17 protein-coding genes are annotated in these 22683 nt (G+C 50.9%); 7 read left to right on the top strand and 10 right to left on the bottom strand.

Going from position 1 to position 22683, the window contains the following annotated elements:
- Positions 1-36 precede the first annotated feature (36 nt).
- Genes BZG14_RS01760 through hinT form a run of 5 tightly spaced genes read right to left on the bottom strand, consistent with a single transcriptional unit; the run spans position 37 to position 3252 of the window.
- Positions 37-900: a DUF6279 family lipoprotein gene (locus BZG14_RS01760; protein WP_131825160.1), complete on the bottom strand. Its 864-nt coding sequence runs from the start codon at positions 898-900 to the stop codon at positions 37-39.
- Positions 901-1764, bottom strand: coding sequence for a phosphotransferase (locus BZG14_RS01755; protein ID WP_158011717.1), 864 nt, complete (start codon positions 1762-1764; stop codon positions 901-903). It abuts the gene before it with no gap.
- Positions 1757-2437 carry a hypothetical protein gene (locus BZG14_RS01750; RefSeq protein ID WP_077607811.1) on the bottom strand — a complete coding sequence of 227 codons (681 nt, stop codon included), beginning with the start codon at positions 2435-2437 and terminating at the stop codon, positions 1757-1759. The genes BZG14_RS01755 and BZG14_RS01750 overlap by 8 nt, the downstream gene beginning before the upstream one ends.
- A gap of 59 nt (positions 2438-2496) precedes the next feature.
- Positions 2497-2874: a DUF1425 domain-containing protein gene (locus BZG14_RS01745; RefSeq protein WP_069362537.1), complete on the bottom strand. Its 378-nt coding sequence runs from the start codon at positions 2872-2874 to the stop codon at positions 2497-2499.
- A gap of 27 nt (positions 2875-2901) precedes the next feature.
- Positions 2902-3252 carry a purine nucleoside phosphoramidase gene (hinT, locus tag BZG14_RS01740; protein WP_046073123.1) on the bottom strand — a complete coding sequence of 117 codons (351 nt, stop codon included), beginning with the start codon at positions 3250-3252 and terminating at the stop codon, positions 2902-2904.
- 203 nt (positions 3253-3455) lie between these two features.
- Here hinT and BZG14_RS01735 point away from each other — a divergent pair, with 203 nt between their 5' ends.
- Positions 3456-4811, top strand: coding sequence for a dihydroorotase (locus BZG14_RS01735; protein WP_069362538.1), 1356 nt, complete (start codon positions 3456-3458; stop codon positions 4809-4811).
- Positions 4812-5465: 654 nt separating this feature from the next.
- A complete protein-coding gene (locus tag BZG14_RS01725; RefSeq protein WP_046073121.1) occupies positions 5466-7097 on the top strand; it encodes an ABC transporter ATP-binding protein in 1632 nt (543 codons plus the stop codon).
- 160 nt (positions 7098-7257) lie between these two features.
- Here BZG14_RS01725 and BZG14_RS01720 read toward each other — a convergent pair whose 3' ends face one another.
- Positions 7258-8775, bottom strand: coding sequence for a fumarate hydratase (locus BZG14_RS01720; protein ID WP_077607846.1), 1518 nt, complete (start codon positions 8773-8775; stop codon positions 7258-7260).
- Positions 8776-9012: 237 nt separating this feature from the next.
- Between BZG14_RS01720 and pabB the strand changes: the two genes are divergently transcribed.
- From pabB to BZG14_RS01700, 4 genes are all read left to right on the top strand, one after another.
- A complete protein-coding gene (gene pabB / locus BZG14_RS01715) occupies positions 9013-10428 on the top strand; it encodes an aminodeoxychorismate synthase component 1 (RefSeq protein WP_443508378.1) in 1416 nt (471 codons plus the stop codon).
- Positions 10425-11189 (top strand): NUDIX hydrolase, encoded by a 765-nt coding sequence (locus BZG14_RS01710; RefSeq protein ID WP_077607810.1) that lies wholly within the window; start codon positions 10425-10427, stop codon positions 11187-11189. Before pabB ends, BZG14_RS01710 begins: the two co-directional genes overlap by 4 nt.
- Before the next feature lie 237 nt (positions 11190-11426).
- Positions 11427-12695, top strand: a complete 1269-nt coding sequence (locus BZG14_RS01705; protein WP_069362540.1) for a serine/threonine transporter — start codon at positions 11427-11429, stop codon at positions 12693-12695.
- A gap of 243 nt (positions 12696-12938) precedes the next feature.
- Positions 12939-14300, top strand: a complete 1362-nt coding sequence (locus BZG14_RS01700) for an L-serine ammonia-lyase (protein ID WP_077607809.1) — start codon at positions 12939-12941, stop codon at positions 14298-14300.
- Positions 14301-14394: 94 nt separating this feature from the next.
- On the opposite strand, the gene BZG14_RS01695 is transcribed toward BZG14_RS01700, so the two are convergent.
- Together BZG14_RS01695 and nfsA are read right to left on the bottom strand one after the other, a co-directional pair.
- The gene (locus BZG14_RS01695; protein WP_077607808.1) at positions 14395-14982 is read right to left on the bottom strand and encodes an acetate uptake transporter; all 588 of its coding nucleotides are present in this window, start codon (positions 14980-14982) and stop codon (positions 14395-14397) included.
- A gap of 254 nt (positions 14983-15236) precedes the next feature.
- Complete coding sequence (gene nfsA / locus BZG14_RS01690; RefSeq protein ID WP_077486129.1) at positions 15237-15959, bottom strand: oxygen-insensitive NADPH nitroreductase; 723 nt, start codon at positions 15957-15959, stop codon at positions 15237-15239.
- Positions 15960-16206: 247 nt separating this feature from the next.
- Between nfsA and BZG14_RS01685 the strand changes: the two genes are divergently transcribed.
- The gene (locus BZG14_RS01685) at positions 16207-16473 is read left to right on the top strand and encodes a GrxA family glutaredoxin (RefSeq protein WP_077607807.1); all 267 of its coding nucleotides are present in this window, start codon (positions 16207-16209) and stop codon (positions 16471-16473) included.
- A 130-nt stretch (positions 16474-16603) separates the two neighbouring features.
- Here the strand turns inward: BZG14_RS01685 and BZG14_RS01680 are convergent, their stop codons facing one another.
- On the bottom strand, positions 16604-19813 hold the full coding sequence (locus BZG14_RS01680; protein ID WP_077607806.1) for a response regulator: 3210 nt from the start codon (positions 19811-19813) through the stop codon (positions 16604-16606).
- Complete coding sequence (locus BZG14_RS01675; RefSeq protein ID WP_077607805.1) at positions 19810-22668, bottom strand: PAS domain-containing protein; 2859 nt, start codon at positions 22666-22668, stop codon at positions 19810-19812. Before BZG14_RS01675 ends, BZG14_RS01680 begins: the two co-directional genes overlap by 4 nt.
- Positions 22669-22683: the final 15 nt, after the last annotated feature.

Raw genomic sequence — 22683 nt, 5'->3', positions numbered from 1 at the left:
GCGACCCGCTCCAGCAGACATTGCGAGAGGCAAGGATCAACGGCTCATGTCACTAAGACGCGTTTGCCACTCATTGAGGCTCTCGACTAAGCGGTTGCGTTGCGCGTCATCTAAACTGCGATCCAGGCGCAACAGCCAATCAAGCCGCCGCGAACGATATATCGCCATTTCGGTTTCGGTCTCTGGTCCGGCTCGCCACGCCACCACATCGTCCACCCATTGCGACAACGCCGCTTCGGTATCAATCGATTGTCTGTTATTGATAATGTTGAACAGACGGCTGACTAACTGCTCGCGTACATGACGGAATGTCGGCATCGCCGCTTGTTGGTATTGCGCCATTTCGGCGAATAGCGGCTGCTGATCGCGGTCGGTATCCCCCACCCACTCTTCGGTATCTTCCTCTAAGTCATCCCGCTGATAGGCAAACTGTTCATCTTCCGAACGCTTGGCACGACGCTGGGTGGCTTGTTCAATTTCCTCTTCCATCCACTGCGTCAGTGCTTGCGCTTGCTCATCGTCAAAACTATCCAGTAAACGTGCGGTGGCGGGTATAAACGCCTTTAGCGTTGTACGAATTCTCTCTTTCACCGCCTCTTGATGGTCGCGCAACTGCGCCATCGTCTGCCGCTCGGTACTTTGTGTGGCGATCAGTCCTAAGCGCTCGGCAATCGCCGGTAATTCGTGAGTGCGGTGCCATTGTTGAATCTTATCGAGATCGGCTTTGACTTGGCGGGACTGCTCGGGGCGCAAATTAACAATATCGTCAATGTAGTAATGAATCCAAAACGGCAAGGTGTTATAGGCCAGCTCTGTGGTACAGCCCACCAGCAAGAGCAAACAGCCAGCTAACCACCCTGTTCGACAACCTTGTTTGACCATCCCTTCCTCCGTGTTCAATTAGCCTCGCCTTTGTACCGCCAGCTGTTCAAAAAGCTGATTAGCCGCCTCTTTATAGGCCGGTAGCCGATACAATTTGGCACCTACCTCATACCAGCATAGCGCCAAATAGTCGGCAAACGGCAACCACGCCAACACGCGCCTGCGCACCGCCTCCGTCGCTTTTATCTGTTGCTGCGCACAGTAGGTTTCAATCACCGCATCAGGCTGTAGGGCATTGACACGACAAAACAACGCAATATCAAGGTGCGCATCGGCCGTACGTGCATATTCCCAATCGAGCACGACAGCCCCACGCCTGGGCGTCATCACAACGTTGTAAGCGCCCAGATCCATGTGACATACCACCGGAATATCGCCCTCCTTGGCAGGTCGCTGCGCGATTGCCCAGGCTTTAATATCTGCTAGACGATGCACGTTCGCGGCTGATAGCTGCTGCTCGTAATGCTGGCATTGTGCATCCACCGATGCGGTTTCAAGTTCAACCGGTAGCTGGTGTATACGAACCAACAAGTCAATTAAGATCGCTGTTGGATCATCGTCGCCCTGATCAAGTGGTTGACCGCTCACCCAGGGCACCAGCAAGCCTTCTGCTAACGACACAATCGGCTGAAGTGCCAATCCATGATTGGCGGCCAAAGATTGTGCGCTAGCTTCACGCGCCCGATCGATGTCAAACGCTCTGACTGCTTGGCTATTAGGACGCCATACACTCTGTCCACCTTGAGAGTCCGTCAAACGCAAGCATCGATTGGTCAAGCCTGCTTCCAGTGGCTCAACCGCCGTAATCTGGGTAGGTTGCGCGTAATATCGGCTTAGCTCGATGTTAAGCTTGGCCTCTAGCGCTGGTGCCCAATCACTCACTGACAAACGTCTCAACCCCTTGCCACGCAATCACACCTGAGTGTAAGTCCATCAGTTGTAAGCGCAGATGATAGGGGCTGCCCGTCGTTATTTTGCCACTTAACTGGTACTCAGCCCCCAGCATTCGGCCATATTGAACAATGGTAGAGGGATCCACCAATGCTTGATTTTGCGCCAGCCCAAGGGATTGACGCACCGCTTGCACTCTCGTCTCAGGCACTGGCGTAATGCGGCCAGCACTCACTAACCCGGCTTTAAGCTGCTCGGAGTACGTCTGTGTCGGAAAGTAGGTGTTACTCAGGTTTTGAATGGGCTGCACCAGGATGACGGGTGACGATTGCAACGGCTGGCTGTCAAGTAGTCCACTTACCGCCGCGTGCATTGCCTGATCCAAGCTCGGATGAGGCCGACGAGAGGGGGTGGTTGTCGATGGGCTCTGGGCACCCGGTTGATAAACCGGTTGTGTACGTGGCCCACAGCCCATCACGGTCAGTAAGAAAAACGTCACGACCAGTGTGGTGAACAGTGAATGCTGTCGCAGTGAACGCTGTCGCAGTGAATACTGTCGCAGTGAATACTGTCGCAGTGAATACTGTCGCAGTGAATACTGTCGCAGTGAAGACTGGCGCCCCGCCGACGGCATGGATAAACAAGCAAAGCGGACAAGTGCCATTGTTATTTCCTCAACAATAAGTAAGAGCCTGGCTGATGATCTCGGCGTAAGGAGACACGCTAGTGAACAATCACCATGCGGTACTGGGTCGCGCTCGCGGTCGGCATCCGAGTATTGATACGTTTAGAGGCCTTCGCAGGCAACGAAATACGCTGCCACTCAGACGGCGAGGCCTCCACTTGCAGCCCTTGTTTGTCGTACCAATAAAAGCGGTAACGCATCCACTGAGAATGCTGGCTACGATTGATCAGCGTTAAACAGGTTTGTTGTATGGTCTTCGCACCGGCACACGCCCGCCGTTTAACGTCGAGTACCTGCGCCAGTGTATTATCCGAATAAACCACAGATTGTCCTGGCGTGATAGAAAGCGATGGCTGGCCGGTGGCACATCCAGCCAACAGGCTAAGGGTTGCCAGCAAACACAGCCATTTACCCATATATCACCCTCTTAACGCTTATCGTGACTAGCCGACCACCATCGGCCCCAACGCTCGGCCTCCGACTAGATGCATATGAATGTGGTAAACCTCTTGCCCACCATGTTGGTTACAATTCATGATCAAGCGGTAACCGTCTTCGGCAATCCCTTCGTCAGCGGCTAATTTTTTCGCCACGGTAATCATACGTCCCAGTGCAAGCTCGTCATCGGTATCCACATCGTTGGTGGTCGGAATCAACTTATTGGGCACCACCAAGATATGCACAGGGGCACGCGGGTTGATATCGCGAAAGGCGGTCACGAGTTCATCCTGATACAAAACATCCGCGGGGATTTCTTTACGAATGATTTTGCTAAAAATTGTTTCTTCCGCCATGGTTCACTCCCTTTTATTGTTGTTTACCGCGCCAAGTATGCGGCAGCCCTACTTGAAGGGCAATATGCTGACAATGCTAATGTACAATAATTGCGTCAACATTCGGTTAAGACTTGATTAATCTCCCTAAACAATCAGGGGCTGAATCAAGTAATCGATTGCGTTAATATAACGCCAATGCCTTGACATGTAAGGATCACAGCATGACCACTCTATTATTTAAGAATGTCTCCGTTGTCAACGAAGGACAGATTGTTGAAACGGATGTCCTGGTTGAAAATGGCCGAATTAGTCAAATCGCCCAAGATATCAGTGCCCCCGCCGCGGCCGATTGCCGCGTAATAGATGCCACCGGCAAGCACCTCCTCCCAGGAATGATTGACGATCAAGTGCACTTTCGTGAGCCAGGCTTCCCGAAAAAAGGCACCATCGCCACCGAATCCAAAGCCGCGGTCGCGGGGGGCATTACCACCTACATGGAAATGCCTAACGTCAACCCGCCCACCACGACGCTAGAGGCACTGGAAGAAAAATATCAACGCGCCGCGCAATCCAGCCATGCTAACTACGCGTTTTACTTGGGCGCGACCAACGACAACATTGATGAAATCCGTCGTTTAGACCCAAATAGCGCCTGCGGAGTAAAAGTGTTTATGGGCGCCTCTACGGGCAATATGCTGGTCAATGACCCAGAGACACTCAACGCCATTTTTGCTGACTGTCCCACGCTCATCGCCACCCATTGCGAAGACACCCCCATGATCAGCGAACTCGAGAGCATCTATCGCGAAAAATATGGTGAAGACGTGCCGATTGACGCCCATGCCCATATTCGCTCCAAAGAGGCATGCTTAAAATCCTCACAGTTGGCAGTCAATCTCGCTAAAAAGCACGGCACACGCCTGCATGTGCTGCACTTAACCACGGAAGATGAGCTGTATCAGTTTGAGCCAGCTAAAACGCTCGAAGCTCTGCAGCAAAAGCAGATCACTGCGGAAGCCTGTGTCCATCACCTGTTTTTCAACCGGGATGATTACGCGACCAAAGGCACTTTGATCAAATGTAACCCAGCGATCAAAGAAGCTCACCATCAGCAAGCGCTGATTCAAGCAGTCAAAGACGGGGTAATTGATGTGATTGCCACCGATCATGCGCCTCATACGTATGAAGAAAAACAAAACAGCTATTTCAACGCGCCGGCTGGCCTGCCACTTGTGCAACACGCGTTGCAGGTGGCCTTAGAGTTTTATCATCGTGGTATCTTCGATTTGCCTTTGGTGGTGCAAAAAGTCGCACACGCCCCTGCAGTTCGCTATCAGGTGAAAGATCGTGGCTTTATCCGTGAAGGCTATTGGGCCGATTTAGTGCTGGTGGATCTCAACCAAACCCAGACGGTTGGTCAAGATAACCTCTTCTACCAGTGCCAATGGTCACCGTTTGACGGCCACACTTTCGGCTCTAGCATTGATATGACCATCGTCAATGGCCAAATAGCCTTTGAGCACGGTCAACACAGCGACGAACGCTATTCAACGCGCCTTGAGTTCGACCGTCAGTAAGTCATTGAACATGCGCGTCTAGCATGCATGCGCGCGACCGTGTGTCGCGCGCATCTGGCCTCCCCTTCCCTTTGCAAGCCACATACGTTAACCGCACTGCTCGGTTCACTCAGCGTCTTCAGCGCGAATCAGCCATAGTCCCCCCCACGAAAAGACAGATATTTCACTGTATAAAACGTCAACAAGGGTGTTTTTGTCTGACAGCTCAAACTCTGGCATCACAAACCTTGCGCGCAATAACGATTTGCTTTTATATCCGAATCGTATATTGTGTGGGTGATATATGGATATTCACGCTGCTTGGTTTCAACACTGGATGATGTTGAAAAGCTGTGTTCGCAAGGAGAGGTAACCTTAAGCGTCTTTCGGTTATCGCGACACTCGTATCCTACCTCTTCCACTGGCGCAAGCTGTTCATCATGCCTGTTTTGGCCTTTGATGAAACGCCCCAGCTGGCTGATATCCGCATCAGGGCGTGCATTGTGGCTGCGGCCAACAATGACCAACCCAACACGAATGACGGGCGTTTGCGTATCAATCGCAGGCGACCATCCAAATCATCGAGTCTCTACCGCGCCAACGATACTGAGCGCATTCAGCGTCGAAGGCTGTCGGTGAACTCGTGACGTCGAATAATCAACCAGTGAGGTGATGATGTCTTCATCTGCTTCTAAGCCACTTCTCAGTGTCGAAAACCTGAGTGTGTCATTTACCACCAACGACGGCATGGTCGATGCCGTTAAAAATGTTAGCTTTGACATCATGCCCGGTGAAACCGTGGCAATCGTTGGTGAATCAGGGTCGGGAAAATCGGTTTCTAGTAGCGCCGTGATGGGGCTGCTCCCCAATAACGCACTGGTAAAACCGGCCTCTAAAGTGACCTTTAACGACACCAATGTGTTGACGCTGTCCACCAAGCAAATTCAGAAGATGCGCGGCGATCGTGTTGCCATGATCTTCCAAGAGCCGATGACCTCGCTTAACCCGTATATGCGTGTTGGCGAGCAGTTGACCGAAGCGATTCAATGTCACCATCGCACCACAGCTGAGAAGGCAAAACAGCGCATCATCGACTTGTTAAACCTGGTTCACTTGCCTAATCCAACCAGCGCGTTAGAAAAGTATCCGCACGAGTTTTCTGGCGGCCAGCTACAACGCATCATGATTGCCATGGCACTGGTTAACGAACCAGATTTGTTGATTGCCGACGAGCCAACCACCGCCCTTGACGTCACGGTACAAGCGGAAGTGCTTAATCTGATTGGCGAGCTTCAGCAAAAAATGGGCATGGCCATCATGTTTATTTCGCATGATCTCGGCGTGGTTAAACACCTGGCCGATCGTGTGGTAGTCATGTGTAAAGGCGAAGTGGTCGAGACCAACGACACCCAAGCCCTGTTCGAGAACCCACAAAAAGATTACACCAAGATGCTGATCGACGCGGTGCCACGTGGCCGTAAAGAAGCCCCGCAGGACGATGCAGAAAACTTGCTCACCGTGGATAACGTCACCATCAAGTACTTCTTGGGGGCAGACTTCTTTGGTGGCAACAAACGCTATTTCGAGGCGGTCAGTGATATCAGCTTATCACTGCGTCGCGGCGAAACCTTGGGTATCGTCGGTGAGTCTGGCTCAGGTAAATCAACCCTGGGCCGCGCGATCATGCGCCTGTTACCCGTGGCTGAAGGTCGCGTTTGCTTTAAAGGCCAAGATATCCACGGGATCAAAAACAGCGAGAACAAAGCGCTTTGCCGCGATATGCAGATGGTGTTCCAAGACCCGTTTGGCTCCTTGTCGCCACGTATGACGGTGGGTGAAATTGTTGCTGAAGGCTTGCGCACGCATTTCCCCGAGTTGAGCAAAAAAGAGCGTCTAGAGCGAGTGAAAGATGCACTGTATGAGGTACGCCTAGACACCTCGGCGATCAACCGTTATCCGCACGAGTTCTCCGGCGGTCAGCGTCAGCGTATCGCGATCGCCCGTGCACTGATTTTAAACCCTGCGTTTATCTTGCTGGATGAGCCAACGTCGGCACTGGACCGCTCCGTACAGCTGACCGTGATCGACTTGCTGAAAGACATTCAGAAACGCCATAACATCGGTTATCTGTTTATCAGCCACGATTTGAGTGTGGTTCGTGCCCTCTCCGATCGGGTGATGGTGATGCAAAAAGGGAAAGTCATGGAAGCGGGTACCCCAGAGGAAATCTTCCATCACCCACAAAACGAGTACACGCGTAACCTGATTGCTGCCTCGTTCGACCTGGCGGAAGAGGAAGTGGCCTAGCCCACGCTGTAACGTCTTTACGCGTTACTCCATCTGATAGACAAAAAATGCGCCAAATTGGCGCATTTTTTCATGGTTTCTATCCACTTAAACACTGCCCGACGCAACGCCCTCTCGCTAACGCAAGCAGACGTTGGACCGAACAAACCAAGTTAGTGGATTAATCATCCATTTCGGCGATCTTCACCTTCCAGGTGTCTGGGCCAATCTGATGCGCATTTTGCCCTTGTGCGTCGACGGCCACCGTGACTGGCATGTCTTCGACGTCAAACTCGTAGATGGCTTCCATTCCCAAATCTTCAAACGCCACTACGCGTGCGTGCTTAATCGCTTTCGAGACCAAATAGGCCGCGCCGCCAACCGCCATCAAGTACACGGCTTTGTGGTTCTTGATTGACTCAACCGCCGCCGGACCACGCTCCGCTTTACCAATCATGCCCATCAAGCCGGTTTCGGCGAGCATCATATCGGTGAACTTATCCATACGGGTCGACGTGGTAGGGCCTGCTGGGCCAACCACTTCATCGCCTACCGCATCAACGGGGCCCACGTAATAAATAAAGCGACCATTAAAATCAACGCCCTCAGGAAGGCCTTCGCCATTGCGAAGCATTTCTTGCAAGCGTTTGTGTGCAGCGTCGCGTCCGGTCAGAATTTTGCCTGACAACAGCACGGTTTCACCGGTTTGCCAGCTTTGTACGTCTTCTTTGGTGACGGTATCTAAGTTAACACGGCGGACGTTATCCCCCACTTCCCAAGTGACTTGCGGCCAGTCGTCCAATTTGGGTGGCGCCAATTCGGCTGGCCCGGTACCATCAAGTGTAAAATGCACATGGCGGGTGGCAGCACAGTTCGGAATTAAGCACACAGGTTTAGACGCCGCATGGGTCGGAGCCGTTTTCACTTTTACATCCACCACCGTGGTTAAACCGCCTAGCCCTTGGGCACCGATGCCCAGCTTGTTCACACGATTGAAAATATCGAGGCGCAGCGCTTCATCGGCATTGCTTGGACCACGCTCGATAAGCGCTTGAATATCAATGTGCTCCATCAGTGACTCTTTGGCTAACACCGCGGCTTTTTCTGCCGTGCCGCCAATGCCGATACCCAGCATGCCCGGTGGACACCAACCCGCGCCCATTGCAGGCAAGGTTTTTTCTACCCACTCGGCAACATCATCCGATGGGTTAAGCATCACCATTTTGGTTTTGTTCTCAGAACCACCGCCTTTCGCGGCAATTTGGATATCCACGGTATCACCTGGCACCATATCAATGTGCACCACCGCTGGGCTGTTATCACGGGTGTTTTGGCGTTTGCCTGCCGGATCAGCCACCACAGAGGCACGCAACGGGTTGTCAGGATTGGTGTACGCACGTCGCACCCCTTCATCCACCATTTGCTGCACCGTCATATCGTGACGGTCCCACTGCACTGCCATCCCTACTTTGACAAAACAGGTCACAATACCCGTGTCCTGGCAGATCGGACGCTTGCCCTCAGCCGACATTCGCGAGTTAATCAAAATTTGCGCGATAGCATCTTTCGCCGCTTGGCTTTGCTCCTTGTCGTAGGCTTTTTCAAGGGCTTGAACAAAATCAAGGGGATGGTAGTAAGAGATATATTGCAGGGCATCTGCAACGCTTTCGATCACGTCTTGCTGTTTAATAGTGGTCATCATTGCCTCTGGTGTCATTTGCAGGACCCAAAGCGGGTATCCAGTGTTGGGGAGGCCTTCCCCTCGTTATTATCGTTTGGCTAGGCAGTTTTACTGCTCTGTGATAGAGAAGTCGATGGTTGACAGCAACCTCGCTTCGTCTTTTATTGTTGCTCGTGCCGGAAAAGGCCTAGCTATGATACGCTTAGCGCTATCTGCGCGCCACACGGCGTCTTAACCGTGATCACAAAAAGAAGAATGCAACCACAAAACGCCATGAAGCTCACTACCACGCCAATCGACTACGCCCCGGATCTTGCGTTGACCCTGTTTGATAAGGTCGCTCATCAGCCCTGGGCGATGTTGCTCCACTCGGCCACACGGACGCATCCGGATAGTCGCTTCGATATCCTTGTCGCCGATCCCATCGCCACGGTGACCGCGCGCGACAACCAAGTGACCACGCGCTACCCCGATGGGCATACCACCACTGACGATCACGACCCCTTTCACTGGGTCGCGCAATTACAAGCACAGCTATTACCAGCGGTTTCTGAAATCGCCCCCTGGCCGTTTGCCGGCGGTGCCCTTGGATATTTTGGTTATGACCTAGGGCGCTGTGTTGAGACATTGCCGACGCTCGCCAAAGACGAGCTCAATGTCCCCGACATGGCGGTTGGTCTCTACGACTGGGCTGTGGTGATTGATCATCACCAGCATCAAGCGGTGGTGATTGCACCGGACAGCGATCAGCGCTGGCAATGGCTCACTCATCAGGCTGCACCGTCCCACCCATCGTTTGCACTCACCGAACGCTGGCGCGCTAACATGACCGAGACGCAATACCAGCAAAAATTTGCCCAAGTACAAGCGTACTTACATGCCGGTGATTGCTACCAAATCAACTTGGCTCAACGCTTTTCCGCCTCCTATGAAGGTGACGAGTGGCAAGCGTATCGGAAATTAGCGACCCGTAATGGTGCGCCCTTCTCTGGCTTTATCCGCTTAGCGGACAGTGCCATGTTATCCGTGTCACCGGAGCGGTTTCTTTCCGTACATAATCAACAGATTGAAACCAAGCCTATCAAGGGTACGCGCCCTCGCTATACCGACCCGCAACAAGATGCCGACAGCGCTCAAGCACTGAAATCGGCGGAAAAAGATCGCGCTGAAAACTTGATGATTGTCGATTTGCTCAGGAACGATATTGGCCGAGTTGCCTCGCCAGGCTCGGTTTCTGTGCCTAAACTCTTTGATATAGAGAGCTTTCCCGCCGTCCACCATATGGTGAGCACGGTAACAGGTAGGCTCCCTGATGAAAAAACAGGCCTCGATCTGCTTCGCGCGGCGTTTCCCGGTGGCTCAATTACCGGTGCTCCCAAAGTACGCGCCATGGAAATTATTGAAGAGCTTGAGCCACACCGTCGCCATATTTATTGCGGCAGTTTTGCCTATCTCAGTCGCTGTGGCCGGATGGATTCGAGTATTACCATTCGTACCCTGGTCGGCCACCAAGGCCAACTGCATGTGTGGGCCGGTGGCGGTTTGGTTGCTGATAGCGAGGCAGACGCCGAGTATCAAGAAACGCTCGACAAAGTCAGCCGCATCCTCCCCGTGCTGGCAGACGATGATAGCTTGGCTGCCCCTTTAACTGATTTAACGGAGTCACGATGACGCTAATCGCCGAGGAACATGCTTATTTCACGCCAATCCGCTGTACGTTGCGCGCGAAAGCAGCTTCTTGGTCTGCATCCCTGACGCATCCTCAATCCATTTGTGACGAGCCAGGCCGCCCCTTATCGCCTGCGGATGTAACCCGGGCTTTTTCGTTAACCCCGCTAGCGCGCCACGACAGCCGCATTTTGAATCGCGTTCGCCTCTCCCCCAGAATTTTGGGTGGCGCCGACTTTCAACCCGCGGCGGTGCTAATCGGCCTGGTGCCGCGCGAAAACGGGATCCAACTGGTATTAACCCAGCGCGCGAGTCACTTAAAACATCATCCTGGCCAAGTCAGTTTCCCAGGCGGCAAGCGGGAGCCTTCTGACAGAGATAACACCGCCACCGCCACACGGGAAATGTGGGAAGAAACCGGGATTCGTGTTGCCCCTGAGGCGATTATTGGCCACTTATGCCCACTTCCCACCGTTACTGGCTATTACATTCACCCTGTCCTGGCTTGGGTCGATCCCGAGTACCAGCCTTGTCTGGATGACAACGAAGTCGCCGCCTGCTTTGAAGTACCGTTGGATACTCTTTGTCGTCCGGGGCATATTCGCGAGCAGTCTTTCTTACTCTATGGCCAGTGGCATCCTGTGTGTGCGTTTTATCACCAAGACCGGCTGATTTGGGGCGCCACTGCGCAATTGCTTCGTGCGTTAATCAGCCAACTAACATTGTTTTCCCCCTCGGGTCACCAATCGTCAATCTGCTCATAACCACTCTAAGAGTATGGCTTTAGACGCACATTGATGCATATTTATCCAACAAATATCTATACATTTATGCCTGCATAGTAGAGCAATCCACCTTTCGTTATTGATAGTCATCACATTTTGGTGCAATAGTCTGCGCACCACTTTTCATATAGCGATCTAGCTCTTGGTTTTCTCTGTGGAAATCGCCAGAATTCGCCTTCCCTGATTTCTGTTCCCGACAATGTGAGTAGTATTGTTATGCAAACCACCTCGACGACTGGTACCCGCGCAACGTCGCGCCCGCGCTGGACCAAACAAGATACAACCTGGGCGCTTTCCCTTTTTGGCACCGCGGTTGGCGCGGGTATTCTTTTCCTTCCTATCAACGCAGGCATGAGTGGATTCTGGCCATTAGTGGTCATGACCCTGCTTGTCGGCCCAATGACCTTCTTTGCCCACCGCGGCCTCTCTCGTTTTGTTTTATCTTCTAAAAATGCGGGCAGCGACATTACCGAAGTGGTTGAAGAACACTTTGGTGTTGGCGCGGGTAAATTGATCACCTTGCTGTACTTCTTTGCCATTTATCCGATTGTGCTGATTTATGGCGTGGGGATCACCAACACCGTTGACTCCTTCTTGGTCAACCAGCTTGGCATGGCGTCACCGCCACGTGCGATCCTCTCGCTAGCACTGATCCTCGGCATGATGTCGGTGATGCTACTGGGCGAGAAAATGATGCTGCGCGTCACCCAGTTTTTGGTCTACCCGCTGGTTGGGATCTTGGTCTTTATGTCCATCTACCTGATCCCAGAGTGGAACACAGCGGCGCTATCGCAAGTGCCATCCGCGGGTGACTTTACTATTACCCTTTGGATCTCGATTCCAGTGCTGGTTTTCGCCTTTAACCACAGCCCGGCGATTTCGTCTTTTTCCTTGGCACAGCGCCGTGATCACGGCGACGACGCGGAATACAAGTCTGGCCAGATCCTGATGCGCTCAGCGGCCATGTTGGTCGGTTTCGTGATGCTGTTTGTGTTCTCTTGCGTGCTGTCACTGACGCCAGCGGATTTAGAAGCGGCGAAAGCGGAAAACATTGCGATTCTTTCTTACTTGGCCAACAAACATGAAAGCCCGTTCATTTCCTTCTTGGGTCCATTGGTGGCCTTTGTTGCCATTGTGTCCTCGTTCTTTGGTCACTACCTAGGCGCACGTGAAGGCCTGAACGGTATTGCTACCAAAGCGCTACGCAGCATGGGTAAGCCGGTTGATCGCAAAAAAATCAACGTGTTTACCGTGGTATTCATGATCCTAACCATTTGGCTCGTCGCCACCCTCAATCCAAGCATTTTGGGGATGATTGAATCACTTGGCGGCCCAATCATTGCCACCATCCTGTTTATTATGCCAATGTATGCCGTGAAAAACGTGCCAGCAATGCAGAAATATTCAGGTACAATCAGCAACGCTTTTGTTCTGATTATGGGGCTGGTAGCCATTTCAGCGATTACGTACAGCATGATCTCTTAATCTCCAACGATTCTGAATCAGCCGTCTTGCTTAATCGGACACAGCGCGCGCAGCAGGCGCTATAGGACTGCTGCATTGGGCGCTATGCCCTCCGCATCCATCGATGTTTGCGGCTAACAAGGAGCAGTGAAGGCTGCTCCTTTTCATTATGGCGAGCCTGTGCTTGCCATCACAGTCAATACCATGGACGGATGGCGTAAACACTAAATCCATTGCCCTTAGGGCATTGACTGAGGTAGACACATGATCAGTGTTTTTGACATTTTTAAGATTGGCGTTGGCCCATCCAGTTCTCATACGGTTGGCCCAATGAAAGCGGGCAAGTGCTTTGTTGATGAGCTAACCGCCAGTCAGCGTTTAACCGACATCGATCGGGTCACGGTTGACGTATACGGCTCATTGTCACTCACCGGTAAAGGCCACCACACCGACATCGCTAGCATTATGGGCTTAGCGGGCAACACCCCTGAAACCGTTGATATCGATTCGATCCCCCGCTTTATTAAACGGGTCGAAGAGACAGAGCAATTGCCACTGGGTGAGCAGCAACACGCGGTGGCCTTTCCACGCGACGGAGGGATGAACTTTCATACGTCTAACCTCTCACTGCACGAGAACGGCATGCAAATCCATGCCTGGCAAGGCGATGAGTGTGTACTGAGTAAAACCTATTACTCGATTGGCGGTGGCTTTATTGTTGAAGAAGCCGAGTTTGGTCAGCCTGCCATGCAAGCGGTGCAAGTCCCTTACGACTTCAATAGCGCTGACGGCTTACTGGCACTCACCCAGGAAACCGGTTTTTCCATCAGTGGCTTGGTGATGGCCAACATGCGTAGCATGCACAGCCAAGAAGAAATCGACACCTATTTCGCCAATATTTGGCAAACCATGCAGGCGTGTATGGACCGCGGGATGGAAAACGAAGGCGTGTTACCTGGCCCGCTGCGCGTACCGCGCCGTGCTGCCGCCTTACGTCACCAGTTAAAAACCAGCGAAAAATACAACATTGACCCCATGACAGTGGTCGATTGGGTGAACATGTTTGCCTTTGCCGTTAACGAAGAAAACGCCGCCGGTGGCCGCGTGGTCACTGCCCCAACTAACGGCGCGTGCGGCATTATTCCTGCGGTGCTGGCTTACTACGACAAGTTTATCGAGCCGGTTGATAAACCAACCTACACCCGCTTTTTTGCCGCCTCTGGCGCAATTGGTGGTTTATACAAACAAAACGCCTCCATCTCTGGGGCAGAAGTCGGTTGCCAAGGTGAAGTCGGCGTTGCCTGCTCCATGGCCGCAGCCGGCCTCGCTGAACTGATGGGCGGTAGCCCGCACCAAGTTTGTATGGCGGCCGAAATCGCTATGGAGCATAACTTAGGCCTCACTTGTGACCCGGTTGCCGGGCAAGTACAGGTGCCTTGCATTGAGCGCAACGGCATTGCCGCGGTAAAATCCATTAATGCCTCACGCATGGCACTTCAGCGTTCGTCCGAGCCGCGTGTATCACTGGATAAAGTGATTGAAACCATGATGGAAACCGGCAAAGACATGAACGCCAAATACCGCGAAACCTCACAAGGTGGATTGGCCGTTAAAGTGATGTGTTAATCCTTCACTGTCAGGCTTAATCGCGCATAAAAAAAGCTCGGCCACTCACATGGCCGAGCTTTTTTAGATCTCAACAATCTAATCTATCAGGCGTTTACGCGGTTTGTGGCGCTAGCGTTGCTTTTTGCTCGCCAACAGGCAACACAGTACGGCCGTATTCTTCGTTAAGCACCTGCGCCATCGCGAAATAAATCGCACTCAAGCCGCACACAATGCCCTCAAAGCCTGCAATGGTGCCAATCAGTGCACTGCCGGTAAAATCGCGTGCCGCCAGCAAGAAAAATAGTACGGTCAAGCTAGCAAAGACAAACTGCTTCGCCAGGCAGTAACGGCGTGAACCGATGTACATAAAGCCGGTAAATATGCCCCACATTACCAAGTACCAACCCATAAAGCCGGCTGGGCTCGGTTGAGCGATCTCCATTTCTGGCATGACAATTAGCCCTACCAGCGTCAGCCAAAACAGGCCATAAGAAGTGAATGCCGTGGTACCAAAGGTATTGCCCTTTTTGAATTCCATGATGCCGACAATCACTTGTGCCAAGCCACCATAAAAAATGCCCATCGCCAAAATCATGCTATCAATGGGGAAAAAACCCGCATTATGAATGTTCAATAATACCGTGGTCATGCCGAAACCCATCAACCCCAAAGGGGCAGGATTTGCCAGTTTGTTTTCCATCAGAGCCCTACTTCGTATAAAAACAATTTAATATTAAAAATGAGCGCGGATAACGTCAGATAAAAGTGATTATCACGCGCAAAAACGCGGCAATATTACGGTTTACAGGGCAGATGTAAATAGGTTTTAGGGCTTAGCGGCAGGATTAGACAATAAATCCAACAAATCGGATAGCAAACTGGACAAAACGAGGTGATAAATAATAAAAAAGCAGCAAAACGCTGCTTTTTTATCCATCACGTTTAGACACTCTCTTAACGGGTGCTAAACCCTTTGCTGTGCAGAAAGTCTTTCATAAACGGACGCGCTTCTTTTTCTAGCGTCGCGGAGATCTGCTCGCTCCAGCTCATGTCTTTATTGCCGCCCGTGCGGGTTTGATAATACTCACGCACTTGGTTGTCATAGTCGCTTAGCGCCGCCTCATCAATGGCTTGATAGCTGTTTTCGTGCACCAAAAGCTGTGCGGGCAATTTAGGCTTTGTTTCGGGGTCTTGCGCCGGCACACCCAAGCACATACCAAACAAAGGCATCACGTGATTCGGCATCGCCAACAACTCGGCCACCTTTTCCGGCTGGTTGCGCAAGCCGCCGATATATACGCCGCCAAAGCCCATCGACTCCGCGGCCACCATCGCATTTTGCGCCATGATGGCACCATCAATTGCACCGATAAGCGTCTGCTCGGTAAAGCCTAACTTGGCATTCGGGTTGATTTGCTCGTGGCGATGAAAGTCCGCACACCACACCAAAAACTCCGCACAATCAGACACATACGCTTGGTTGCCCGCGTATTCCGCCAGCACGCGTCGCTTTTCTTTGTCCGTCACACGGATAATGCTGGTGCACTGCAAGAAACTTGAGCTGGATGCCGCGCGCGCCGCATCAATAATCTGGGTTAATTGCTCGGGAGAAATGGCATCTTGAGTAAATTTACGAATAGAGCGGTGAGAAAGAAGTGTCTCAATCGTTGGATTCATTGTGCTTCCTTATTTGACGTTGAGCCGTTAAAGAGGGATTGAGAGGTTGTACACCTTTCTACACATGGAAGCAATCACCCTGCTCTGGCGCTTTACTCCCCACCAACCCCAAAAGCTCGCCACCGCACGCGTTGGCACATCTTGGCGCTTATCATCGGTTTTTCCTATTGGTGCGAGAGGGAAATTCATCTTTTCTAACGTTCGCCCATCAGGCATAGTAGTGGTATTAACGCTAAAGGAGATGACTATGTTCGTCGTAATTTTTGGCCGCCCTGGCTGCCCATTCTGTGTTCGCGCTAAAGACCTCGCGGAAGAGCTAAAAACAAGCCGTGAAGATTTCAACTACCGCTATGTGGATATCCACGCGGAAGGCATCAGCAAAGCCGACTTAGAAAAAACCGTCGGCAAGCCAGTTGAAMCCGTGCCACAAATCTTTGTTGACCAAGCGCACGTTGGCGGCTTTACCGAATTTGAAGCCTACGCCAAAGAAAACCTCGGCCTGTATCAAGAATAAGGCGCCGACAATCTTGCTAAAAAGCCAGCTTCTCGCTGGCTTTTTTGTTTGTAGCCACATTTTCATGCACCATTGGACACAATCATGCTGGTGCACACCGGGTGTTTCAGTCACGTTGACAAATTCTCTGTTAGCGCACAGGTTCATCGCTTGAGCACAAGCGCTGACGCCTAACGCGCTTACCGATAATATCGACTAACTTTTCCGTTGTCAGTCGCCTTTTCAGTAACACATCATGCACACTACCATAACGAGCAGCGCTTACCTCTTCCCCCGTTAACACAATGATCGACGCTGTCGGCTGTACCTCTTTGATCTGCGGGATTAAGTTCCAACCAACACCGTCGGGTAGGCCAATATCCAGCAAGATCGCATCATACGTGTGTTGCACTATCAACGATTGCGCTTGATCCAGTGTGAGCGCATGATCGATGGTCATATAATCACTGACCATTGCCTGAACGATTCGATGTAAATCTATATCATCTTCAACATGCAAAATTTTTGCATGTGTCGCGTTCAGCAACTGTTGTTGTACCAAGCTGATAAGTTGTTTGTGCTCTATGGGTTTGGCTAACCACTCAATATTTTCAACGTCACCATTGAGCGCTAAACGCCCCTGCTCCATTTTTGCAGACACCACGACGATGGGAATATCAGCCGTTTCAGCATGCTGTCTTATACGGCGAATAATATCGAGCCCATCAATATCAGGCAGCATTAAATCGAGACTGATTAAATCATAATGCTTCGCTTCTAACGCGCTTAACGCTGTCATGCCATCGTAACTGATCTCAACCCGATATCCCGAATCTTCCAGCATGATTCTTAACAGGCTAGCAACGTCGGGATCATCCTCCACGACCAAAATATCATACAAAACACTCGCAGCTGGCCCATTAACAACGCTCGAATCGGTCAGTCTATCCTGAACAGTCGATTTCATTTTCGCCGTTTCATACACAGGTAGCTGAAAGTAAAAACGTGACCCTTTGCCTTCTGTTGATTCAACGTGGATCGTTCCATTCATATTCTCAATGAGTTCACGAGTAATCGCTAACCCCAGCCCCGTGCCGCCTTTTTGACGAGTATCTGTGCTGTCAGCTTGTGCAAACTTCTCAAACAGCTTGGGTAGGAAGTCTTCAGCAATCCCACAACCTTGGTCACTGACACTGACGATAACTTGCTTTTCATTCACTATGGAATCGATGACGACCGTGGCTCCATCAGGCGAGAACTTGATCGCATTAGATAGCAGATTAGCCATGACTTGCTTCAATCTTTGTTTATCTACCCGAACCTCGACATCCGCCGTTTCACTGTTCAAGATAATGTCGACTTGTCGCTCTGCACCGTATGCTTTATTTTCTTCTAAGCATTGCTCAAGGATGGAATCAATAGGTTGAACGTGCATATCAAAATACAACTGGCCGGCCGCTATTTTTTCGATATCGAGTAAATCGTTGATCAACAAGGTTAACCGCTCGCTATTACGATGTGCGGTGTCGAGTATTTTTTGGGCTTTATCAGGGATCTCGCCTAGGCGTCCACTTCGCACCAAACTCAGTGCCCCGGACACCGAGGTGAGTGGCGTGCGTAACTCATGACTAACCGTGGAAATGAACTCATTCTTCATTTGCTCATGGCGTTTACGTTCGGTGATATCTTGAGCAATACCGAGGAAACCGGTAATCGTTTGACGATCGTCGTATATCGCCGTCACTGTCAACGTAACGGGAATATAATGGCCTTGTTTGTGGATGTAACACCATTCACGTGTTTCTGCACCTTCTAACATCGGAATCGCCACGAAGGTATCGAACCCGGTTATCGGACGATTCAACTGGTCCGTTAACGTCTGAGCTCTTTCTTCCACCTCTTCAGGCACATGAAACAGTGCAGGGCTAACTTTATCGACGACCTCTGAGGACTGATAACCAAGTAGTCTTTCAGCGCCGGTGTTGAATAAGGCAATCCCCCCTTTAGTGTCGGTGGCGATAATCGCAACCTCAGTCGAGGCGGCCAATATATTACTTAATAGATCAGACGTTCTCGCCAGTTCTTGGGTGCGATTTTGCACTTCCTCCGTAAGACTCGCCTCAGCTTTCTCCAATTCACGGAAGTTATCGCTAAGCGCATGGCTCATATCTTGCAGCGATGTCGACAAAACAGCATATTCCGCTACTCGGCTGTGAGGCAGCACAACACTCGATTGATAGCGTATTTTTTCAGGTAAATGACGGCTTGCCCTATCGAGTCGTGATAGAGGCTGAATCAGGATTCGGCTCAACGAAAAGGCCGCGAGTATACTCAAAAAAGCAATACCCGATAGCACCGTAAAACTTTGATTACGCATATTTTCAATGTTTTTTATCAGTGGTGCTGCGGGCCGCTCTATAAGTAACGCGGACACGTTGGGCCGGTCTGCTATTGGTAATTGATACTGATAAAAACCCGCTTTCCAGCGGTTAACCAAATTATCCCCCGACGCCGGCAACCAAATAGACAGGTTATCGGCACTGGTTAGCGGCCGGACTCCCCCTGGTAAACCAGAGTGTAAATCACCGACCTGTACTGTCGGTGTTCCCTCGCGATTTAATATCGCCACACCAGACGCACCTTGAGACAGTGACGGCCGTAATGATCTCTTTTGACTATCAAGCGAGCGATCGGGTTGCTGGTTGAGCCGAGCCACGGCACCCTCGGCAACCCGCTTAAGTTCGTCAGCGACCCGTTGCTCGTTTTTTATTATATTATGTTGATTGTTGATAATGATGGGTGTCATCCCCGCGATAAGGGTCAGGCACAACAGGGCATCAAAAAGCAGCGCATGGAGCCGTATCTTTGCCGGTAACCAATTGATAGTGCCATTCTGGAAATACCAAATCAGCAGTTTCACCAATAGCCCTGCAATAAGCGCGTTGAATACGCCGTTCAGCGCTTGCTTCAGAGCAATCATGATAGCGGAACTGGCCTCCATCCCGATGACTATGACGTCGAGTGGCATCAGCACTATCGGACTCACCACTACCCAAAAAGCGAGATCCGCGAGTACCAAGTTTTTTACGCCGCGGCGATACAATAAACTGACTGCAAACGCTTCCAATGTCAGTGCCAGCATCGCGTAAGGGTGACCCCAAAGTATCCAGGTATAAGAACCGCCAGCTAACGCGACGAACACGGCTGGCCATAGCCCGATCAATCTTATGGCCAGCATGACAGCCACCGAGCCAAAGATAAAATGCACACCGAAAAACAAAGGCAAGTTAATCATGTTACCAACGACAGCAATAAGGGCCAGTAACAGCGTTGCCATCACCTGTTTAGCAACTACGCTCATTGTTCAACCTGCAACTGAATAAAAAACAATGCCCCGCCACCCTCAGCATCGCGGTACCCCACATCACCGCCCATTTGCTGACATATCTCCCGCGTAATCGCTAGCCCCAGTCCTGTACCAGCAACCTTGCGATTATCACTGCTGTCAGCCTGACTAAAACGTTGGAACAGTCGGTTTTGAAATTCCTTGTCCACGCCGGATCCGTAATCTCGGATGCTAATTTCAACGTCTTTACGGCTTTTTGTGACGGATACGTCCACCTGCCCTTCCTCAGGGGAGAATTTGATCGCATTGGACAGTAAATTGGTTAATGCTTGAATCAATCTTGCTCCGTCAACATTGACCATCACCGTCGGCCAGTTATTCGGGGTGTGTATTTGTATCGGGTTTTGATGCTGGTAGGATTTAACAGACTCTATCGCGTCATTTAGTAGCGGGCCAAGCTCTTGTTTTTGGAGTTGAATAAGCATTTTTCCTGCGACAAGCTTTTCCATATCTAACAAATCGTTTATCAGTAGGCTTAAACGTGTTGCATTCCGTTCAGCCGTATGCAATAGCTGATTCGCCTTCGGCGGTAAATCTCCAGTTGCACCGCCATTCAAGAGCCCTAACGCGCCTTTGATCGACGTTAATGGTGTGCGCAGTTCATGGCTGACGGTGGCAATAAATTCATCTTTCATTTTGTCGAGTTTTTTACGCTCAGTAATGTCTTCGACAAGAGACCAAATCACCTTTCTTCCGTCCAACTCTGTGCTCAGCATGCCTTGTAGACGTACCGGATATCGACTGCCATCTTTGCGGATGTACTCTTTTTCAAACGGCCCATAGCGACCTGTGTTCTGCATACTTGCCAGCGCTTTTTTCTCTTCTGGCTCATATTCTTTGGGCGTGACATCCCAATAACTGAGGGAAACGAACTCTTCGCGCGTATAACCTGTGGGCGCTATGAGGGCATCATTTAAGTCAAGAAATTGTCCAGTTTCAAAATCATTTAACGCAATACCGATCGGGGAGAAGTCAAAAAGACCACGCAACCTTGCCTCGCTCTGTTCTAGAGCCAAGCGTGCTTGGTGATGTTCGTGAACATCCTGCAAATAACCATGCCACAAGACACTGCCGTCAATCATTTTTTCTGGCTGCGCCTCACCCGAAATCCAACGGTACCCCTTTCCTGGACAATCACTCTGGTAGGTCGCTTGCCAATATTCTAACGTGTCTGCCGAATGCTCAATGGATTGCTGGATAGCCTCGATATCACCAGGATGGATACGTTCAAACGCGGGCGTGGCGTCTTCAGCGGCCTGCTCTGGTGTAATGCCGTACAAAGATTCTATTTGAGGGGAGCTATAGGGAAAAATCATCCGTCCATCGGGAAAGCGACGGAATTGGTACAGCGTTCCCGGTAGCAATGCCGCTAACTTGGTCAGCCGTTGCTGGCTCAGATTTTGGGTCAGTACATCAGATAACCAGTTGCCCAATAGACGCAGAAACAGCTTTTCACCATCATTGTAATCTTCCGAACGCGCACGAGAAGACGACACGTTCAATGTGCCCCAAGGGCGACCATAGACATAAATAACCACACCTGCATAACTGCCTAGCGGTGCCGCTTTATAGCACGGGTGTTGGTAGAATTCCGGACGGCAGGTGTCAGCGATAAACTGTTCCGTCACAGATGTACGGGAATTTTCTGACATGAGCAGCTGGCACCAAGTATCTTTTAACGCAAACTGCTGTCCTGCATCAATGACCGAGTCTGGAGGTCCGACTATCCAGTTAACTATATACACATCGTCTTTGGTTTCACTGACAATCGCCAGTTCAGCCCGCAAATACTGCTTGGCTTCTTCCAAAGCATGATTAATTCTATCATCCAAGCTACTATGGCTTGAAAAGGCAATGTCAGTCAGCACCGCTAACGCCTGATGATGCCGCTCCAGCTGCGTCAGGGCATTGCGCTCTCGAGTAATATCGATAATAAACCCTTCAAGCACCTGTGGATGCCTAGGGTCTGTGTCTATACATTTACCTCGTTCTTCTACCCAGCGAAAACCCAGCGTACGATGCCGAACACGGTACTCAATATGCCATCCTTCATTATTGGCCATGGCGTTAGTAACAGCGTCATCAACCAATGAAACATCATCAGGATGAATGAGATCTGCATAACAAACACGTTTATTGTTTATCAGATCGTCGGCGGCATAACCACTGATGGTGTCAACTTGGTTACTGATGTAAAGCATGGTCCAGCTTTTATCTGGCAAACAACGAAACGTGATGCCTGGTATGTTATTAATCAGCGATGCCATTTCATCGTGGCTAGCCTGCAGTTGTTTCTGCAACGCTGTTGACTCACGCCGCTGATAGGTATCGCTCCAAATCAGATCCTCCACCATGCCAGCAAGGTTCTTTAGTTGCGCCACGTTTTCTTCACTAAACTGCCTTGGTTGGTTATCAATTAGGCATAGCGTGCCCAGTCGATAACCCTCGCTGCTGTGAATCGGCATACCCGCATAAAATCGAATATCTGGCGCCCCACAGACAAGTGGATTGTCACAAAAACGCATATCGTCTAGCACGTTTTCAATAATCAATGGTTCACTACCCATAATGGCGTGCCCACAAAAAGAGATATCCCTTGAGGTTTCAAAGGCATCTAACCCCTGACGAGACTTAAAGTATTGTCGCTCACGATCGATCAGTGACACCAGCGTGATAGGCACAGAAAACAAGTCAAGGCATAAGCGAGTAATGCGATCAAAGCGAGGGTCGGCACCACTATTAAGCAACTCGGTTTCGTCTAACGCCTGTTGACGCTGCACTTCGTTGTCTGGAACAGGTGGCGTTCGCATACAAAAGCTCCCGTG

This window comes from Salinivibrio sp. IB282 (assembly GCF_001995685.1).
Taxonomy (GTDB): domain Bacteria; phylum Pseudomonadota; class Gammaproteobacteria; order Enterobacterales; family Vibrionaceae; genus Salinivibrio; species Salinivibrio kushneri.
Note: the sequence above shows the minus strand (reverse complement) of the source record. Positions and strands in the feature narration are given on the sequence as shown.

What these genes read in the sequence shown, in the direction of transcription:
- BZG14_RS01750 (WP_077607811.1), bottom strand. Translation starts at nt 2,437, where the DNA reads ATGGCACTTGTCCGCTTTGCTTGTTTATCCATGCCGTCGGCGGGGCGC.
- BZG14_RS01745 (WP_069362537.1), bottom strand. Translation starts at nt 2,874, where the DNA reads ATGGGTAAATGGCTGTGTTTGCTGGCAACCCTTAGCCTGTTGGCTGGA.
- hinT (WP_046073123.1), bottom strand. Translation starts at nt 3,252, where the DNA reads ATGGCGGAAGAAACAATTTTTAGCAAAATCATTCGTAAAGAAATCCCC.
- BZG14_RS01735 (WP_069362538.1), top strand. Translation starts at nt 3,456, where the DNA reads ATGACCACTCTATTATTTAAGAATGTCTCCGTTGTCAACGAAGGACAG.
- BZG14_RS01725 (WP_046073121.1), top strand. Translation starts at nt 5,466, where the DNA reads ATGTCTTCATCTGCTTCTAAGCCACTTCTCAGTGTCGAAAACCTGAGT.
- BZG14_RS01720 (WP_077607846.1), bottom strand. Translation starts at nt 8,775, where the DNA reads ATGACCACTATTAAACAGCAAGACGTGATCGAAAGCGTTGCAGATGCC.
- pabB (WP_443508378.1), top strand. Translation starts at nt 9,013, where the DNA reads ATGCAACCACAAAACGCCATGAAGCTCACTACCACGCCAATCGACTAC.
- BZG14_RS01710 (WP_077607810.1), top strand. Translation starts at nt 10,425, where the DNA reads ATGACGCTAATCGCCGAGGAACATGCTTATTTCACGCCAATCCGCTGT.
- BZG14_RS01705 (WP_069362540.1), top strand. Translation starts at nt 11,427, where the DNA reads ATGCAAACCACCTCGACGACTGGTACCCGCGCAACGTCGCGCCCGCGC.
- BZG14_RS01700 (WP_077607809.1), top strand. Translation starts at nt 12,939, where the DNA reads ATGATCAGTGTTTTTGACATTTTTAAGATTGGCGTTGGCCCATCCAGT.
- BZG14_RS01695 (WP_077607808.1), bottom strand. Translation starts at nt 14,982, where the DNA reads ATGGAAAACAAACTGGCAAATCCTGCCCCTTTGGGGTTGATGGGTTTC.
- nfsA (WP_077486129.1), bottom strand. Translation starts at nt 15,959, where the DNA reads ATGAATCCAACGATTGAGACACTTCTTTCTCACCGCTCTATTCGTAAA.
- BZG14_RS01680 (WP_077607806.1), bottom strand. Translation starts at nt 19,813, where the DNA reads ATGAGCGTAGTTGCTAAACAGGTGATGGCAACGCTGTTACTGGCCCTT.
- BZG14_RS01675 (WP_077607805.1), bottom strand. Translation starts at nt 22,668, where the DNA reads ATGCGAACGCCACCTGTTCCAGACAACGAAGTGCAGCGTCAACAGGCG.